14 protein-coding genes, 3 tRNA genes and 1 pseudogene are annotated in these 18,333 nt (G+C 56.1%); 7 read left to right on the forward strand and 11 right to left on the reverse strand.

All coding sequences use genetic code 11. The features are described from left to right. Position 1 precedes the first annotated feature (1 nt). Positions 2–3,067, forward strand: coding sequence for an efflux RND transporter permease subunit (locus tag DKK66_RS02495; RefSeq protein ID WP_131355267.1), 3,066 nt, complete (start codon positions 2–4; stop codon positions 3,065–3,067). A 266-nt stretch (positions 3,068–3,333) separates the two neighbouring features. Beyond that, entirely contained in the window at positions 3,334–3,558 is a 225-nt protein-coding gene (locus tag DKK66_RS02500) for a hypothetical protein (protein WP_045846038.1), read from the forward strand. Between the two features lie 293 nt (positions 3,559–3,851). Here the strand turns inward: DKK66_RS02500 and DKK66_RS02505 are convergent. The 3 genes from DKK66_RS02505 to DKK66_RS02515 all read right to left on the reverse strand — a co-directional run bounded on the left by DKK66_RS02505 (position 3,852) and on the right by DKK66_RS02515 (position 4,221). Continuing rightward, a tRNA-Thr gene (locus DKK66_RS02505) sits at positions 3,852–3,927 on the reverse strand. 60 nt (positions 3,928–3,987) lie between these two features. Beyond that, positions 3,988–4,064: transfer RNA gene (locus DKK66_RS02510), tRNA-Pro, on the reverse strand. 80 nt (positions 4,065–4,144) lie between these two features. Then, positions 4,145–4,221: transfer RNA gene (locus DKK66_RS02515), tRNA-Pro, on the reverse strand. Between the two features lie 91 nt (positions 4,222–4,312). Here DKK66_RS02515 and DKK66_RS02520 point away from each other — a divergent pair. The 3 genes and pseudogenes from DKK66_RS02520 to DKK66_RS02530 all read left to right on the forward strand — a co-directional run. Further along, positions 4,313–5,209 (forward strand): annotated as a pseudogene (locus DKK66_RS02520) (recombination-associated protein RdgC); the annotation flags it as partial. A 600-nt stretch (positions 5,210–5,809) separates the two neighbouring features. Continuing rightward, positions 5,810–7,981, forward strand: coding sequence for a catalase/peroxidase HPI (gene katG / locus DKK66_RS02525; RefSeq protein ID WP_131355274.1), 2,172 nt, complete (start codon positions 5,810–5,812; stop codon positions 7,979–7,981). Positions 7,982–8,537: 556 nt separating this feature from the next. After that, positions 8,538–9,317: a class III extradiol ring-cleavage dioxygenase gene (locus DKK66_RS02530; RefSeq protein WP_062786088.1), complete on the forward strand. Its 780-nt coding sequence runs from the start codon at positions 8,538–8,540 to the stop codon at positions 9,315–9,317. A gap of 47 nt (positions 9,318–9,364) precedes the next feature. Here DKK66_RS02530 and DKK66_RS02535 read toward each other — a convergent pair whose 3' ends face one another. From DKK66_RS02535 to DKK66_RS02545, 3 genes are all read right to left on the reverse strand, one after another. Next, positions 9,365–10,303: a dihydroorotate oxidase gene (locus tag DKK66_RS02535; protein ID WP_131355280.1), complete on the reverse strand. Its 939-nt coding sequence runs from the start codon at positions 10,301–10,303 to the stop codon at positions 9,365–9,367. A gap of 122 nt (positions 10,304–10,425) precedes the next feature. Next, positions 10,426–12,195, reverse strand: a complete 1,770-nt coding sequence (gene feoB, locus DKK66_RS02540; RefSeq protein WP_131355283.1) for a ferrous iron transport protein B — start codon at positions 12,193–12,195, stop codon at positions 10,426–10,428. Beyond that, a complete protein-coding gene (locus tag DKK66_RS02545; RefSeq protein ID WP_045845706.1) occupies positions 12,192–12,452 on the reverse strand; it encodes a FeoA family protein in 261 nt (86 codons plus the stop codon). The genes feoB and DKK66_RS02545 overlap by 4 nt, the downstream gene beginning before the upstream one ends. Before the next feature lie 189 nt (positions 12,453–12,641). Here DKK66_RS02545 and dcd point away from each other — a divergent pair, with 189 nt between their 5' ends. Next, complete coding sequence (dcd, locus tag DKK66_RS02550; protein ID WP_045845705.1) at positions 12,642–13,211, forward strand: dCTP deaminase; 570 nt, start codon at positions 12,642–12,644, stop codon at positions 13,209–13,211. Positions 13,212–13,586: 375 nt separating this feature from the next. Here dcd and DKK66_RS02555 read toward each other — a convergent pair whose 3' ends face one another. The 4 genes from DKK66_RS02555 to cysK form a co-directional block, all read right to left on the reverse strand. Beyond that, positions 13,587–13,901 carry a hypothetical protein gene (locus DKK66_RS02555; RefSeq protein WP_045845704.1) on the reverse strand — a complete coding sequence of 105 codons (315 nt, stop codon included), beginning with the start codon at positions 13,899–13,901 and terminating at the stop codon, positions 13,587–13,589. 276 nt (positions 13,902–14,177) lie between these two features. Continuing rightward, positions 14,178–14,588, reverse strand: coding sequence for a YchJ family protein (locus DKK66_RS02560; protein WP_131355285.1), 411 nt, complete (start codon positions 14,586–14,588; stop codon positions 14,178–14,180). An 8-nt stretch (positions 14,589–14,596) separates the two neighbouring features. Beyond that, positions 14,597–15,139: a hypothetical protein gene (locus tag DKK66_RS02565; RefSeq protein ID WP_242673557.1), complete on the reverse strand. Its 543-nt coding sequence runs from the start codon at positions 15,137–15,139 to the stop codon at positions 14,597–14,599. A 72-nt stretch (positions 15,140–15,211) separates the two neighbouring features. Then, the gene (gene cysK, locus DKK66_RS02570) at positions 15,212–16,144 is read right to left on the reverse strand and encodes a cysteine synthase A (protein ID WP_131355288.1); all 933 of its coding nucleotides are present in this window, start codon (positions 16,142–16,144) and stop codon (positions 15,212–15,214) included. Between the two features lie 120 nt (positions 16,145–16,264). On the opposite strand from cysK, the gene DKK66_RS02575 reads away from it, so the two are divergent. Next, positions 16,265–17,134, forward strand: a complete 870-nt coding sequence (locus tag DKK66_RS02575) for an ion transporter (RefSeq protein WP_045845701.1) — start codon at positions 16,265–16,267, stop codon at positions 17,132–17,134. 3 nt (positions 17,135–17,137) lie between these two features. On the opposite strand, the gene DKK66_RS02580 is transcribed toward DKK66_RS02575, so the two are convergent. Further along, positions 17,138–18,277 (reverse strand): glycerate kinase, encoded by a 1,140-nt coding sequence (locus DKK66_RS02580; RefSeq protein ID WP_131360811.1) that lies wholly within the window; start codon positions 18,275–18,277, stop codon positions 17,138–17,140. Positions 18,278–18,333: the final 56 nt, after the last annotated feature.

Below are 18,333 nucleotides of genomic sequence, written 5' to 3' on the forward strand. Positions count from 1 at the left end.
CATGAACTTTACCGATATCTTCATCCGGAGACCGGTGCTGGCCACCACCATCAGCTTGCTGCTGGTGGTGCTGGGCTTGCGCTCGCTGTTTGGCCTGCCAGTCAACCAGTACCCGCAAACCCAGAATGCCGTGGTCACCATTTCCACCACCTATTATGGTGCGGATGCCAAAACCATTGCCGGCTTCATCACCCAGCCGCTGGAAGGGGCCATTGCCCAGGCACAGGGCATTGACTACATGTCCTCCACCAGCAATAGCGGGGTGTCCACCATCACCGCCAACCTGCGGCTGAACTACGATGCCAACCGGGCGCTGACCGAAATCAACACCCAGGTCAATTCGGTGAAAAACCAGCTGCCCTCTCAGGCACAGCAGCCGGTTCTCACCGTACAGACAGGCCAGACCACGGACGCCATGTATCTTGGCTTTTACAGCAAGACGCTGGCCAACAACTCGGTAACGGACTTTCTGAACCGGGTGGTCAAGCCCAAGCTGGACGCCATTCCGGGGGTGCAGACAGCCGAGTTGCTGGGTGCGCGCCAGTTCGCCCTGCGGGCCTGGCTGGATGCCAACAAGATGGCTGCCCACGGCGTGACTGCCACCGACGTGAGCAATGCGCTGGCCAGTAACAACGTGCTGGCTGCCGTAGGCAAGAGCAAGGGGCAGATGGTCAGCATTCCGCTGACTGCGGCGACTGATCTGCACAGCGTGGAAGAGTTCAAGAAGCTGGCCATCAAGCAGAATGGTGATGCCATTGTGCGGCTGGAGGACATTGCCACCGTTACCCTGGGCTCGGAAAACTACGACTTCAACGTGGCTTTCAGTGGCGAACGCTCGGTGTTCATCGGTATCAAGGTGGCACCGGAAGCCAACATCCTGGATGTTGCCAAGACGGTACGTGAAGCCTTCCCGGCCATCCAGAAGCAACTGCCCTCCGGCCTTACCGGGCAAATCGTGTATGACTCCACCGACTTCATCAACACCTCCATTCATGAAGTGGTGAAGACCCTGCTCGAAGCCCTGGTCATCGTGACCGTGGTGATCTTCCTGTTCCTCGGCAGCTTCCGTGCCGTGCTGGTGCCGGTGATTGCCATGCCGCTGTCGCTGATCGGCACCTTCTTCATGATGCTGGTGCTGGGCTACTCCATCAACCTGCTTACCCTGCTGGCACTGGTGCTGGCTATTGGCCTGGTGGTGGACGACGCCATCATCGTGGTGGAAAACGTCGACCGCCACATGAAGGAAGGCAAGTCGCCGTTTGAAGCGTCCATCATCGCGGCACGCGAACTGGGCAGCCCGATTCTGGCCATGACCGTGGTGCTGGTGGCCGTGTATGTGCCCATCGGCTTCCAGGGTGGCCTGACCGGTGCGCTGTTTACCGAGTTCGCCTTTACCCTGGCCTCCGCCGTTACGGTGTCCGGCGTGGTGGCTCTCACCCTGTCACCCATGATGTGCTCGCGCTTCTTCCGCCCCGAGCAGGATGAAGGCCGCCTGGTCAAAGCCATCGACCATACCTTCGAGAAGGTGCAGAACGGCTATCGTCGTCTGCTGCACAGCCTGCTGGAAACCTGGCAGGTACTGGTGGTGATGGCCGTCATCATGCTGGCGCTGCTGGGTCTGATGACCAAGATGTCGCAGTCCGAACTGGCACCGGAAGAAGACCAGGGCATCGTACTGGGCCAGATTGTCGGCTCACCTACGGCGACGGCTGACCAGATGCTGACCTACGCCCAGCAAATGTTCGCCATCAGCAAGGCCACCCCGGAATACGAGCAGATGTTCCAGATTACCGGCACGCCGACTGTCAATGCCGGTATTGGCGGCATTCTGCTCAAGCCGTGGGAAGACCGGACGCGCAGTGCCAAGGAAATCCAGCAGGATCTGCAAAACCGCTGGAACAAGATTGCCGGTGCACGGGTAGCGGCCTTCCAGTTCCCACCACTGCCGGGCTCATCCGGCTTGCCGGTCCAGTTTGTCATCAAGACCACCGAGCCGTTTGAAAACCTGAATGAAGTGGCACAGCAACTGCTGGACAAGGCACGCAGCTCCGGCAAGTTTTACTTTGCCGACGTGGACCTGAAAATCGACGCACCGCAAAGCACCGTTGTGATAGACCGGGACAAAGCCACCGCCATGGGCATGACCCAGCAAGATGTCGCCAATGCCATGAGCGCAGCCATGGGCGGCGGTTATGTCAATTACTTCTCCATTGACGGCCGCTCCTACAAGGTCATCCCGCAATTGCTGCAAAAGGACAGACAAAACCCGGCGCAGCTGCTGGACTACCAGGTACGCACACCCAATTCCGGTGTGATTGCCCTGTCCACCATCGCCAAACTGAAGACCGAAGTGGTGCCGGAATCGATTACCCGCTTCCAGCAACAGAATTCGGCCACCCTGTCCGGTGTATCCGGCCAGGCACAAGGCGAAGTGCTCAAATACCTGGAAGACACGCTGAAGGAAATTGCACCCAGCGGTTATACCGTGGATTACGCAGGCCCTTCGCGCCAGTTCAGCCAGGAATCCGGTGGCTTTGCCCTCACCATGCTGTTTGCCGTCATCATCGTGTTCCTCACCCTGGCCGCGCTGTTTGAAAGCTTCCGCGACCCCGTGGTGATTCTGGTCTCGGTACCGCTGGCCCTGTTTGGTGCGATGATCTTCATCTTCCTGGGCTTCTCCTCCATCAACATCTATACCGAGGTGGGCCTGGTAACACTGATGGGCCTGATCAGCAAGCACGGCATCCTGATCGTGGAAGTCGCCAACGACCTGCGCAGCAAGGGTGCCAGCAAGCTGGACGCCATCGTCGGTGCGGCAGAAATCCGGCTGCGCCCCATCCTGATGACCACCGCCGCCATGGTTTTTGGCGTCATCCCGCTGGTGATTGCCTCTGGTGCCGGTGCCGCTGGTCGCCATGCAATGGGGCTGGTGATTTTCACCGGTCTGTCCATCGGCACCTTGTTCACCTTGTTCGTGGTGCCTGCCATGTATATGGCACTGGCATCAGAACACGGCAACAAGGAAGTAAAGGACCAAACCAGCACTTCGGCAGCAGATATCGCCTGATACCCTGTCGATGCAGCCAGAAAGCCCGCCATGTGCGGGCTTTTTTCATACCGGTATCGCGGAAAGTGAAGCTTTATTGACCTAGGCAAAATGAATGTCCGGAACCATGAACTATTATCCAGACATCCGCAGCAACGGAACCGGCCATGCTGCACATGGCGTCCTGCGCATATCTTGCGCGCCGACCAACGATGCCTCACCGGGTATCAGGTTCTGCTTGCTGTCATTCCATCACTGCAAGACATCCCCCAACAGGAGATAACCAAATGGATAAAGCAATCAAGGCAGCCATGGAAGGCCTGCTGCGTGTTGCCACCGGCGAAACCCCGCATATCCGTCGTGCCAACTGCCCGGAAAACGGATCTGACGATCGTCAGGTCGACTGCCCGGCCTGCCAGGCCATTGAGCGGGCGGAAAAGCTGTTGCACCCGCAATGGGCCGACAAAGCGCAGATTCTGGAAACAGTGATTCGCCGACTGGATATCGGCTAAGCCGGGTACGCCGTACAATCAGCGACCCAATCGCATTGGCCAGGCTGGAATACAGCTGCAAGCCAACGCACAAAAAATGACAAACTGGAGCCACCCACCTCGCAAGAGAGCGGTGGCTCTTTACATTTCCCACCCCTCGCCCCACTCCCGGAAGGATGGAAACAATCGGCCTCCGGCAAGAACCAGTCAAACTGAATATCCACTCCCCACAGCCTTGCCCTGGCGGCTTCATTTCCGGTCAGATCAAAACAAAAAGGCCTCACAGTATTTCTACTGTAAGGCCTTGATGTGAATGGTGCCGGTAAGAGGAGTCGAACCCCCGACCTTCGCATTACGAATGCGCTGCTCTACCAACTGAGCTATACCGGCTTACCAACTTGGTAAAAAAGCCTTGAGTCTCTGTTAAGAAATTCAAGGCTTTTTCGAATCTGGTCGGAGTGAGAGGATTCGAACCTCCGGCCTCTACGTCCCGAACGTAGCGCTCTACCAGGCTAAGCTACACTCCGATATGTGTCCCGCATTTATTTCTGCGAGAGAAGCAATTTAACTGTTTTACAGTCTTTTTGCAACATTTTTTTCAGAAATTTGGTCGGAGTGAGAGGATTCGAACCTCCGGCCTCTACGTCCCGAACGTAGCGCTCTACCAGGCTAAGCTACACTCCGCTTCCATTTTTCTGCTCTCTTAATGTCTGCTTTTTGACCTGTTTCCGGGTTACAATCAGCGACATCAGAGGACGCGCATTATGGAACATTTATGTGGTTTAAGCAACTATCTTTTTATCGATTGAATCAGGAATCCCTGCACGAAACCGGCAAACTGGTGCAAGCACTGGAAAAGACCCCATTCCAGCATTGCGGTGGTCTGGACTGGTTCAGCGAGGGCTGGGTCGCCGCGGCCTCACATCTGGACAGCCCGGTCTACCAGGCACGCGACTGTCAGTTACTGTCACTGAAGCGCGAAGACAAAGTACTGCCGGCAGGCGTCATCCGCGACTTTGTCGAACTGAAAGTCCAGGAAATTGAAGACAAGGAGTTGCGCAAGGTTGGGCGCAAAGAAAAGCTGGCGCTCAAAGAACAAGTAACCGATGACCTGCTGCCACGTGCTTTCGTACGCACACACCGTACCACTGCTTATCTGGACTGCCGCCGTGGCTGGCTGATGGTGGATTCAGGTACTGCCAGCAAGGCTGAAGCACTGGTTTCCAAACTGCGTGAGGCCCTACCTCCCTTCCCTGCCGCCCTGCCACGCACCAAGCTGGCACCGCACACGGCCATGACAGATTGGCTGGCTGCCGGTGAGGCTCCGTATGGTTTCGAGCTGGATGCTGATTGCGAACTGAAAGATGGCAGTGAAAATGGTGCCGTCATCCGCTGTACCAGGATGGATCTGACATCCGATGAAATTCGTCAGCATATTGCAACCGGCAAGCAAGTCACGCGCATTGGCCTGATCTGGCAGGAAAAAGTGCGTTTCATGCTGACCGACACCCTGCAATTGAAGCGGATACAGTTCCTGGACGTTCTGCAGGAAGAAGCCAGTCAAGCCGGCGACGACAGGGAAAGCCTGTTTGAAGCAACCTTTACCTTGATGAGCGAAGAACTGGGCGAGCTGGTTGAGGCATTGATTGAAGCGCTGGGTGGACTGGATGACAGCCAGGCCACATTGACACCACTAACCGGGGCAAGCGCAGCAGCCAACAGTACGGTTGCTGCACAGGTAACTGCAGCCAGCCCGAGCGACCTGCCCTGGGACTGAATCGCCAGTTCACCACGATCCACTCAAGAGCCTGCGGGCTCTTTTTTTTTGATAGCTCAAAACTAACAATCGATTTACAACAATCAATTTAACAAAACTATTGCCATCGCAGATACTGCATCCATGCCAAGAGCAACACGGTTGTCAGCAAAAGTTTGTACCAGCCATTTTGTGGATGCGTTTAGCTAAGAATATTCCTATTACTTTTTAAGAAGCATCCCAGTCATAAAGAACAGGCGATGCAGTACAAATACATCAAGCAATCCAGTACACAGGGAGTGCCTCATGCAAAACCAACAAACATGGCAGGAAGTGTTGCTCGACATTTTGGCTGCTTTTTCAGGTTTGCAGTAACTACACTGGAAAACAACTTCCAGACCATTCCCAAGGCAGACGAGCACATGGCGTGATGCCTGCACTGGGGAGCAAGTAGATCGACTCAGGCGAGCGAGCAAAACTCGCAATACTCACAGCGTTAGAGAACAGGAGCAAGTGATGGCACATACAACAGGTTCCGCAGGTAAATGTCCGGTCATGCACGGTGGCATGACACAGTCCAGCATGTCCAACACTGACTGGTGGCCCAAGTCGCTCAATCTGGACATCCTCCACCAGCACGACAGCAAGACCGACCCGATGGGAGCCGACTTCAACTACCGTGAAGAAGTCAAAAAGCTCGATGTTGAAATGCTCAAGCAAGATCTGAAAGCCTTGATGACCGACAGCCAGGAATGGTGGCCGGCCGACTGGGGGCATTATGGCGGACTGATGATCCGCATGGCCTGGCACGCCGCCGGCAGCTATCGCATTGCCGATGGTCGTGGTGGCGCAGGTACCGGCAACCAGCGTTTTGCCCCGCTGAACTCCTGGCCTGACAATGGCAACCTGGACAAGGCACGCCGCCTGCTGTGGCCGATCAAGAAAAAATACGGCAACAAGATCAGTTGGGCAGACCTGATGATTCTGGCTGGCAATATGGCTTATGAATCGATGGGCCTGAAGACCTTCGGCTTTTCATTTGGCCGCGAAGACATCTGGCATCCGGAAAAAGACATCTACTGGGGTTCGGAAAAGCAGTGGCTGGCACCCAGTGGTAGTGAAGGCAGTCGTTACTCCGGCGTCCGCACGCTGGAAAACCCGCTGGCAGCCGTGATGATGGGCCTGATCTACGTCAACCCGGAAGGGGTAGACGGCCAGCCAGACCCGCAAAAAACTGCATACGACATCCGCGAAACCTTTGCCCGCATGGCAATGAATGATGAAGAAACGGTTGCACTGACCGCTGGCGGTCATACCGTGGGCAAGACTCATGGCAATGGTAACGCAGCGCAACTGGGCCCGGCTCCCGAAGGAGCGCCGATGGAAGAACAAGGACTGGGCTGGATCAACCATCACAGCCGCGGCATTGGCCGCAATGCCGTCACCAGCGGTATCGAAGGAGCCTGGACCACTCACCCCACCCAATGGGATAACGGCTACTTCGACATGCTGCTGGGTCATGAATGGACGCTGACCAAGAGCCCGGCCGGTGCCTGGCAATGGATTCCGATCAACATCAAGGAAGAAGACAAGCCGGTAGACGTGGAAGACCCGAGCATCCGCTGCATGCCGATCATGACCGATGCCGACATGGCCATGAAAGTAGACCCGATTTATCGCGAGATCCTCGAACGTTTCCATAAGGATCCGGCCCACTTCTCCGAGGTATTCGCCCGTGCCTGGTTCAAGCTGACCCACCGCGACATCGGTCCGAAAACCCGCTATATCGGCCCGGACGTGCCGCAGGAAGAGCTGATCTGGCAAGACCCGGTTCCGGCAGGCCGCCGCGACTATGATGTCGATGCAGTCAAGGCCAGGATTGCCGCCAGTGGTCTGAGCGTGGCCGAGCTGGTCAGCACCGCCTGGGATAGCGCCCGCACCTTCCGTGGTTCGGACAAGCGCGGTGGTGCCAATGGTGCACGCATCCGTCTGGCTCCGCAAAAGGATTGGGAAGGCAATGAACCAGCCCGCCTGGCCAAGGTACTGACTGTACTGGAAGGTATTGCCAGCGAGTTTTCCATCAGCATTGCAGATGTGATCGTGCTGGGTGGCAATGTCGGTATCGAGCAAGCCGCACGTGCGGCAGGCCATGCCCTGACGCTGCCGTTTGCACCGGGTCGTGGCGATGCCACTGCCGAGCAGACCGATGCCGAATCGTTTGCCGTACTGGAACCGCTGGCAGATGGCTTCCGTAACTGGCAGAAGCAGGATTACATCGTCAGCGCCGAGGAACTGCTGCTGGACCGCGCTCAGCTGATGCGTCTGACTGCCAATGAAATGACCGTTCTGATTGGTGGCCTGCGCGTTCTGGATACCAACCATGCTGGCAGCAAGCACGGCGTATTCACCGATAAACCGGGCCAGCTGACCAATGACTTCTTTGTCAACCTGACGGACATGGCTTACACCTGGAAGCCGGCTGGGCAGAATCTGTACGAAATTCGCGAGCGTCGCAGCGGTGCGCTGAAATGGACGGCAACACGGGTTGATCTGGTGTTTGGCTCCAATTCGATCCTGCGTGCCTATGCCGAGGTGTACGCCCAGGATGACAATCAGGAAAAATTCATCAAGGACTTTGCTGCCGCCTGGACCAAGGTAATGAACGCGGATCGCTTTGATCTGAACTAATCAGCCTCCCGACAGGCAGGACTTGCCTGTTTGCCCCTAGCGGTATCGCCTTCAGCGGCGGTACCGCTTTTTCATTTGCTGCTGCGCACTTTCGCCTGCAAGGCCATGCCTGCTCTCACTCTGGCGAGAGCGGCAGCAGCCTATTCAGCACAGGTTGCAATTTAAAATAGCAATTGAAGTTTAGATATTATAAATTTTACTTGCGAATAATTATCATTAAAATACAAATACCAACTACAACAGGAGAGTGTCATGCCCCAAGACAAACACAACTACCGCAAACCTGCCGCCAGATGGCACCAGATTCGCGTAATTGCCGGATTACTGATTGTTTGCAGTGGCTGGGGCTGGATGATTGAGTCTGTAGTACAAGGACCCGCAGGAGTCAGCACGTCATTCAACCAGCAGCAGACGGGTTAGCCGTAAAGCTCTCTTGCCAGCCTAAGCAGCATTACTATTTCCTATTAGGAAATAATATAATGAAGAAATAGCCATTTTTTTAACATGGCAATCGCTTTAAGCTGTTCACATGGCAATTAGCACAGGCATGACATTCATGAGCACCCGACAAGCAGCACTGTTCATTTCACATGGCGCCCCTACCCTGCCGCTGGAAGACAGCCCGACGCGTCACTTTCTGACCCGGTTGGGTGAAACGCTCCCGCGTCCCCGAGCGATTGTGGTGGTTTCCGCGCACTGGGAAACTCATATTCCCACCGTCAACCTGGCCGCCAAGCCTGAGACCATGTATGACTTCGGTGGCTTCCCTGCGGCACTGTATACATTGCGCTATCCGGCAAGTACCGACCTCGGCTTGGCCGCAGATGTGGTAGACCGTCTACGCAACGCCGGTCTCAAAGTGGGCACTACCGACCAGCGCGCACTGGACCATGGCATGTGGACACCGCTGATGCTGATGTACCCGGCAGCAGATATCCCGCTGGTGATGGTATCCCTGCCACATAACGCAAGCGGGGAGACCTATTTCCAGATGGGGCGTGCGCTACGGGGCCTGCGCGATGACAATGTACTTGTCATCGGTTCTGGCAGCTATACCCACAATCTGTGGCAACTGAGCCGCGATGGCAGTACGCCGCCAGCCTGGGCCGAAGCTTTTGCCCAATGGATGGACCAGGCATTGCTGGAAAACCGTCAGCAGGACATTCTCAACTGGAAACAGAAGGCACCGCTGGCAAGGGAAAACCACCCTACCGACGAACACTTCAATCCGCTGCTGGTAATGATGGGTGCTGCCTCGGACAATACTGCGCCGGTAAAACTGCACGACGACTGGCGCATGGGCTCACTGTCCATGGCGTGCTGGCAATTTGACTGAGCAGGCAGCTGGCCCCTGACCATGGGGCCTGTACTGTAAACCGGCTGTCACAGGGTTTTCAGCTTGCCGCGAAAGTCAGCCAGGCTCTGATAGCCCTTAGCTTCCATCAGCATGGCCAGCTCCTGCAGAATGCGGGTAAAAGCACCTTCCCCCTCCTCATAAAGACAGGTACCAATCTGCACCGCAGTCGCGCCGGCCAGGATATGCATGAACGCCTCCCGGCCACTACTGATGCCACCGCAGCCCACCACATGTTTGTCCGGCAAGCGCCGGACAAACTCGCGCACATTGGCCAGTGCCGTGGGTAATACATAAGCCCCGCCCAGCCCGCCCAGCCCATCCTTGGGCTTGATCACCACGCACTCATGCTCCGGGTCAATCACTAGTCCATTACCAATCGAATTGATGCAGGTGACAAAGCGCAAACGCGGAAAGGTATTGAGTACCGTAGCCATCTGGTCAAAATGCACCAGGTCGAAATAGGGCGGCAATTTGACTCCGAACACACCGGGATAGACATCGCTCATGGCCTGCAAGCTTGCCAGACAGGCCGCCGGATCGTAGCCCAGCTGTGGCTTGCCAGGAAGGTTGGGACAGGACAGATTGACTTCCGGGATACAGGGGAGGCCCTGCTCGGCCAGGCTGGCCAGCATCTGCAGATTGTCTTGCAGGCTCATGCCAGACAAGGACAGGAACAGGGGTTTTCCCGCTTGATGCGGGTAGCCACGCGCATAGTCCAGATAGTAGTCAAACCCGGCATTGGGCAAGCCCATCGAGTTGATACTGCCCAGCGGCGTTGCGCAGTAGCGCGGTTCCGGATTGCCGTCTCTAGGCTGCAAGGTACAGCTCTTGGTAATCACAGCACCGGCAGCCGAATGACGGACTTGCTCCAGTTCTTCCACCGAGCGGCACATTACACCGGAAGCATTGTACAGAGGGTTGGTCATGGTCAGACCAAGCCAGGAAACAGAAAGGTCTAGCTGCATGATCGCTCGCCTCACCATCAAAATGCGCAGTCTGAGCGCCGCCGGCAAAGCGGGTACTGCGCCACGTCAAGCGCAATGAAAAACGGCCGTCAGGCGGCCGTTTTCTGACAAGACAGGGCGCATCAGCGCAAGGCGTGCACCCCTTGGTAGAAGACAAAAGCGATGACCCAGGCCAGCAACACCGACCAGACCACCGACAACGCAGTGAATGCGCGGCTTTTCGATTCACGACGAATGGCCGCTACCGTGGACAGGCAAGGCACATAAATCAGGGTGAAGATCAGAAAACTCATGGCCGAAGCCCAATCCAGATGGTGCAGCAAAGCTGCGCCAAGGCCGGCCTCCGGCACGCCGTAAATGACTGCCAGACCGCCGAGCAGAATTTCCTTGGCCACAAAGCCCACCAGCAGGGCAACGGCCAGTTCGTGGCGGATGCCAATCGGGTCGAGTACCGGAGCCATCACACTGCCCAACATATCCGCCAGTGTCTTGTCATGACCCGCCGGGATATGGGACACCAGCCATACCAGCACCACCCCCATCAGGATGAAGCTGGAGGCCAGTTCGAGAAAGGCACGCACTTCACCCGTCGCCCGGATCAGCATATGGCGCAGGCCGGGCAGGCGGTAAGGCGGCAGCTCCAGCAAAAATGCTTCATTGCCGCGATAACGATGCTTGAACACCCAGGCAGTGAAAATGGCGACGGCAAAACTCAGCAGGTACAGCAGCAGCAGCACCCAGGGCGCCTGCTGTGGCCGGAACAGGATGCCGGAAAAGAACACCACCACCTGCAAGCGGGCCGAACACAGGGAAAAGGGAATGATCAACATGGTGAGCAAGCGCTGTTTGCGCTCGCGCATCACCCGCGTCCCCAGAATGGCGGGGACATTGCAACCAAAGCCCATCAGCTGCATCACGAAGCCACGCCCATCCAGCCCCAGCCGTGCCATGAAGGCATCAGTCAGATAAGCCGCCCGTGCCAGATAGCCGCTATCTTCCACCATGGCCATCAGGATGAAAAACACGAACAGAATGGGCGCAAAGGTCAGAACGGTGGACACCCCCTGCCAGATACCATCCAGCAGCAGGCTTTGCACAATGGCCGGCAATGGTGCAAGCCAGTGCCCCAGCGCAGCTTCCTTGAACCAATCCAGCCCGGAGCCAACCAGGTCCTGCAGCGGTGTGCCAATCTGGTAGGTCAGGTTGAACAACAAGGCCATGAAACCGAAAAACAGCGGCAAACCCAGCCATGGATGCATCAGCCAGGCATCAACCTTTTCGGTCTGGCCCACCGGCAACACCGGCGGCAAGCTCCATACTCCCTGCAAGCGCGCATGCGCCAGTGCAATGGCCTCTTGTGTTTCCGGTACCTTGTCCAGCTGGGCATGCACGGCGGGCTCTGTGCCAGAGGCCTGCCTGTTCAGCATGTCCATCAGTCGCGGCCAGCCTTCCATGCGCTTGGCGGAAACTAGCGCCACCGGAACACCCAGCTTGTGCTGCAAGGCATCAACATCCAGTTTGATCCCCATCAGCCTGGCCTCATCCGCCATGTTCAAAACCACCACAGCGGGCAAGCCACTGGCCAGTATCTGCATCGCCAGTGGTAACTGACGGTCCAGTTGCGCGGCATTCAGCACCAGCACCACGGCATCGAATGCCGTACTCATCAGCACATCACGAACCACGGCTTCATCGTCGGTATAACCGGTCAGGTCATTGACGCCGGGCAAATCCACCAGCTCCACCATGCTGCCACCCAGCAACACACGCGCACTGGTCAGGTCCACCGTCAGTCCCGGCCAGTTACCTACCCGCTGTGACATGCCGGTGAGACGATTGAACAAGGTCGACTTGCCGGTATTGGGCAGACCAATCAGGGCAAAACGCTTCATTCAGCCACCTTGACCTGAATGAAACGTGCCAGGCTGCGCCGCAGCAAGAACCGCGTGCAGCCTACTTCCAATACCAGAGGCCCGCCGAACGGTGCGCGGCGCGACAAACTGAACCGACTGCCCGGAATCAAGCCGAATGCGGCAACACGGCGAAATGCCTCATCAGACAGTTCAAGACTGTCCACCACCCCTTTACACCCCAGCGGAAACTTGTCGAGTGACACCATGTGCAGCCCAATAACGCGAATAATTTGCATTATTGTACGCAATAATCCCTCCATCCTGTAAGGCTTTGCACGGCAGGATGATGCCAACCCTTGAGCCATATCAATCGGCTCAGGCCGGGTAACAGACGGCGCAGGTAAATCCGGTCGCAAATGTGGCCCTGATGCGGCATAGCGTTTAGAATCTGGCTCATCTCCAATTTCCGTAACGGACCCCCGACCATGAGCATCAAATCCGACAAGTGGATCCGCCGTATGGCGCAGGATCACAACATGATCGAGCCGTTTGAGTACAACCAGATCAAGAACGTCAATGGCGAGAAGGTGATTTCCTTCGGTACCTCAAGCTATGGCTACGATATTCGCTGTGCCGATGAATTCAAGGTTTTCACCAATATCAACAGCACCATTGTCGACCCGAAGAACTTCGACCCCGATTCTTTTGTTGAAGTCTCCGGCAAAGGCTATTGCATCATTCCGCCCAATAGCTTTGCGCTGGCACGCACGGTAGAGTACTTCCGCATTCCGCGTTCGGTGTTGACGGTTTGCCTGGGCAAATCGACTTATGCGCGCTGTGGCATCATCGTTAACGTCACCCCTTTCGAGCCGGAATGGGAAGGCTATGTCACGCTGGAGTTTTCCAATACCACCCCGTTGCCAGCCAAAATCTATGCCAATGAAGGCGTGGCGCAGGTACTGTTTTTCGAGTCCGACGAAGTGTGTGATGTGTCCTATGCCGACCGCGCAGGCAAATACATGGGCCAGGTTGGCGTTACCCTGCCACGCCCTTGAATACACATGGCCAGCCCGGCCAGCAGCGAAAGACAAGGACAGCGATCGCTGTCCTTTTTTGTTTGATGTGTAATCAAAAGCCGCTCGCATTATTGCCGCCTTGTTCTAGGATGAACTGTACGAAATAGTTTTCCATGCAAGTCAATCAGCCTTTCTTACTGTTTCTTCTTGGGGTGTCGCGGTTCCCCCTTGCCGTAACGCCCCTTTTTTTGTGCTGACGAAATTACATTTGCATATTCACTGAAAAATAAAATTTCATTGGATTTTAAATGACAATGCAGATAACACTTTGAAAACCGCTATCAGGCCAAAACAGAACAGGGTCAGCACATGCTGACCCCGATCCGTACCCGCACCCCACAAACCCGCCGCAGACTAAATCACTTCACTGGCTTTCTGACAGGGATCTGCCATCAAGACCCTGGCAGCTTCAGCCAAGGCATCCAGATCCTCATCCAGATGTTCCTGCAAGTCCATCAAGGCCGCCCGTAGCACCACGGCCGCCAGCTCCGACTGTTTACCACTGACACTGAACACATGCGACAGCACCCGCAATTCACGACAGCTGTTCAGATCCAGTGGAATTTCCAGCGTACGCACTGCATCGACATGAATGACTTCATCAGCCACCATTCCCTTGCTGCGACAGCTTTCCAGCTCGCCCAGCAAGTCCTTCAGAGCCAGTCCCATCACACTCTCCTTTCAGCTTCCATTTAACGTTAGCTCTGGATAGAACACCGACCAAGAACAGGCAACCAACATATTGACTTGAAACAAGATATTCACGTTTCCGGACCAGGCGGATAGCGCTGAAAATCATCATGCACAATGCAAAAATGGCTGCCCTATCACCATAGGACAGCCATTCTCAAATACCAGCGACAACATTCAGGGCAGCTACAAATCCATGCGTCGCATGCCTGTCCGCTTCACCTCAAGCCTGCGATTGAAGCAAGGGACAACAAATCAGCCCTCTTCGGCATCGCCATCCACATAAAACCAGTGACCATCTTCCTTGCGGAAGCGGCTGATTTCATGCAGTCGTTGCGCCCGGCCATTTACTTTGTAGCGTGCAACAAACTCAACCACCCCGGCCTCATCATCCTTGCCACCGGCCTGGGTACTGAGTACATCCAGAGACATCCATTTGACAAAGCGTTCTTCGCGCGACAAATCCAGCTCTGCCGGACGTGTGGAGGCATGCCAGCTGGCCAGGAGATAGTCCGCATTGTTCATGGTGTACGCAGCATAACGCGAGCGCATCAGGCTTTCTGCGTCGGGAGCAGATTCCCCACCATTGATATAACGGCCGCAGCAGTCCTGAAAGGAAGCAGGCAGCCCGCAAGGACAGCCTGTGGATTGTTTTTTCTTGCTCATTGTTTCAATTAGCCCAGGGCGGGCAATCCGTAGAGTTTCAACAGAAAATTGGTAAAAACAGGTTGTGGCGGCTTTGGCTGCATTTTGGGCCAGCGCCGTAGCCACTCCCGCAGACGCATTTCCATCCGAGACTGCGACTCTTCCTGAGAAAGCTGACCGGCATCACGCTGAACGGCCAGATAGCGGTACATGGCAAAACAGTTGTCATCAACCTGATTGGCACCCACCAGCCGCAAGCGATAGGCATTGAGCTGGTCGGCAGCAGCAACACGGGTCATGCCGCCATTTTTGACCTTGTCCGCCAAACGATTGGCCTCTTTCAACAGCAAATCCACCTTGCTATCCGCCGGACTGGTGGTCACGGGAGGACGAGCGGGATGAATGCCACCATTTTGTGGTGCAGCAGGCTGTTGCAACAAGCTGCATGCGCTGAGTGACAAGGACAGCACCGCGAGTTGCAGTGAGGTCTTATGGATGAAAATCATGGCGGTAGTGTAGCGGATGTCAGGCAATCTTGGACAAAATCCACCATCACACAGTTCGGCAAGCATCGAAAATGACAAAACCGACTGGCTGGGAATGCACAGTCGGTTTTGCCCGGTGGGCCTGAACAACAATCAGCTTCAGGCCAGATGCTCAAACAGCGGCGTCGACAGATAGCGCTCGCCAAACGAAGGAATCACCACCACGATCAACTTGCCTGCATTCTCAGGGCGCTTGGCCAGTTCAATGGCAGACCACACCACCGCACCAGAAGAAATACCGACCAGCACACCTTCTTGCGTGGCAACGGCACGCGCCGTCGCAAACGCATCGTCGTTTTTAACGCGAATGATTTCATCATATACGCCGGTATTCAGGATAGGCGGTACGAAGCCGGCACCAATACCCTGAATGGGGTGCGGTCCCTTCGGACCACCAGACAGCACCGGCGAAGCATCCGGTTCTACCGCCACAACTTGCACCCCAGACTTACGGGATTTCAGCACCTCGCCAACCCCGGTAATGGTGCCACCGGTACCCACACCGGCAACAAAAATGTCCACCTGGCCATCGGTATCGCGCCAGATTTCCTCTGCCGTGGTGTTGCGATGCACTTCAGGGTTGGCTGCATTTTCGAACTGCTGCGGCATGAACCAGGTGTCCGGGTTTTCTTCCACCAGTTGGCGCGCCTTGGCAATTGCACCACCCATACCATCCGGGCCCGGGGTCAGAATCAGTTCTGCGCCATATGCCTTCAGCAATTGCCGACGTTCGCGGCTCATGGTTTCCGGCATAGTAATCACCAGCTTGTAGCCACGTGCGGCACAAACCATCGCCAGACCGATGCCGGTATTGCCAGATGTTGGCTCCACGATGGTGGTATGCGGCCCGATCTTGCCTTCTTTTTCGGCAGCATCGATCATGGCAACGGCAATACGGTCTTTCACACTGTGCGCCGGGTTGAAAAACTCCAGCTTGGCCACCACGGTGGCAACGCACCCTTCGGTCACACGGTTCAGCTTGACCAGCGGTGTATTGCCGATCAGATCGGTTACGGTATTGGCGATACGCATTGTCTTATTCTCCCGGGCAACAATAAATCGGAATTTAATATCCCATATAATATATGAGCCTGCCTGAAAACCTAATAGTGTTTGCTTCTATTGAATGAACCAACAAATCCGGGGCCTACCATGCCTATCCAGGAAAACCTGATACCCCTGCACGGCTGGCGCCGCAAGCTTTACATCATCATTTTCGAGGCCGATACCCGGGCTGGCCGCATGTTTGACCTGGGGCTGATCGTACTCATCCTGCTGTCCCTGCTCACCGTGGTGCTGGAAAGTGTGGCCAGTATCCGCCAAAGCTGGGGAACACAACTGAAATGGCTGGACTGGTTGTTCACCATCGTGTTTACCGCCGAATATCTGCTCCGGCTGGTATGTGTACACAAGCCACTGCGTTATGCGCGCAGCTTTTTCGGTGTGGTGGACCTGCTCTCCATCCTGCCTCTCTACCTGGGCCTGTTCATTCCGGAAAGCCGGTTTTTGGCAGATGTCCGGGTTTTGCGCCTGCTGCGCATGTTCCGCATTCTCAAACTCACGCGCTACATGGGTGAGGCGCGCGAGCTCAAACGCGCCATGCTGGCCAGCCGCCGCAAGATTCTGGTATTCCTGATGAGTGTCATCGCCCTGGTCATCATCCTGGGCACGCTGATGTACGTTATAGAAGGAGAAGCCAACGGCTTTACCAGCATCCCCATCGGGATTTACTGGGCAATTGTCACCCTCACCACCGTCGGTTTTGGCGACATCACCCCCAAAACCCCGCTGGGACAGGCATTGGCCAGCATTGTCATGATTACCGGCTATGGAATCATTGCGGTGCCCACCGGCATCGTGACGGCAGAAATTGCCCGTGGCAGCAGCAGTACGCCGGCAGACAAGCAATCAGCCACCAGGCTGTGTCCACATTGCTTTACCGAAGGGCACGACTGGGATGCCCGCTTTTGCAAGCATTGTGGCGGCAAGCTGCCACGACCGGCCAATCACACAGTCAGCTGAACATCACCGGGCATTTGGCAGGGAACGCGCGGCCAGAATGGTCCGCGCCAACTGTTCGGCCTGCTGGGCAAGCAAATGTGCAGCTTCTTGCATCGCCACATCCAGGACCATCGGGCGATTGCAAAGCGAATAGCAGCCATCAAATGCTGCTGCCAGCCTACCCGCATCATCCGCAATAATGGCACCAGACAGCAAACTGACAGGCACCCCTACCGACCGGGCCAGAGCCGCAACACAAGCCGGAGCCTTGCCGGACAGGGTCTGGCTGTCACTGCGACCTTCCCCGGTCAGTACCCAGTCTGCCCCGGCAACAGCTTGTGCCAAACCAATATGGCTGGCCACCGCCTGAGCACCGGACACCATGCGCCCACCCAATAATTGCAGCGCATAACCCAAGCCACCGGCAGCGCCACTCCCTGACAGATGACTGGCAGATTGCCCCATACCCGCATCCAGCTGCCGAGCGAAATGAGCAATCCCTGCGTCAAAGCGTGTGATATCCGCCATTGCAACACCCTTTTGCGGACCGAATACCGCTGTCGCCCCCTGCTCTCCGGTCAAAGGATTTTCCACATCCGACCAGACTTCCAGCTTCACCTGTGCCGTCTTTCCGCGTAACGGCTCACACGCTAACGTCTGAAAATCAAGCACATCCTGGAGACTTCCTTGAAGCCTTTCACCCTGCGCATTCAGCAGCTGCAAGCCCAGTGCAACCAGACAGCCAGCCCCGCCATCATTGGTACTGGAACCACCCAACGCAACCGCAATCTCTCGATAGCCATCAGCAAGCAATGCCAGCAGCAGCTGACCAACTCCGCGACTACTACGCTGCGTGACAGGCGTATCTCCGGCGTCTGGCAAACCGATGATGCGTGCCACTTCCAGCACCACCGTCCCATCCGGCAGCAACAGGCAGGACACTGACTGTTCCACCCCGCTTGCATTGCAAACGGAATAATCAAGCCACTGGCCTCCTACTGCCGCATGCAGGGCATCCAGTGTCCCCTCGCCGCCATCAGCCATGGGACGCAAAACACATTCCGCACGAGGATCTGCCCGTTCAATTCCGTGGCACATGGCACTTGCCACGTCAGCCGCATCCAGCGACCCCTTGAAGGAGTCAGGTGCAAGTACCCAGCGCATAGCACACCCCCATGACAAAAACAGCCAACATAAATGCAAAACCCCTCGTTGCCAAG

Source organism: Aquitalea sp. USM4 (assembly GCF_004328945.1).
Taxonomy (GTDB): domain Bacteria; phylum Pseudomonadota; class Gammaproteobacteria; order Burkholderiales; family Chromobacteriaceae; genus Aquitalea; species Aquitalea pelogenes.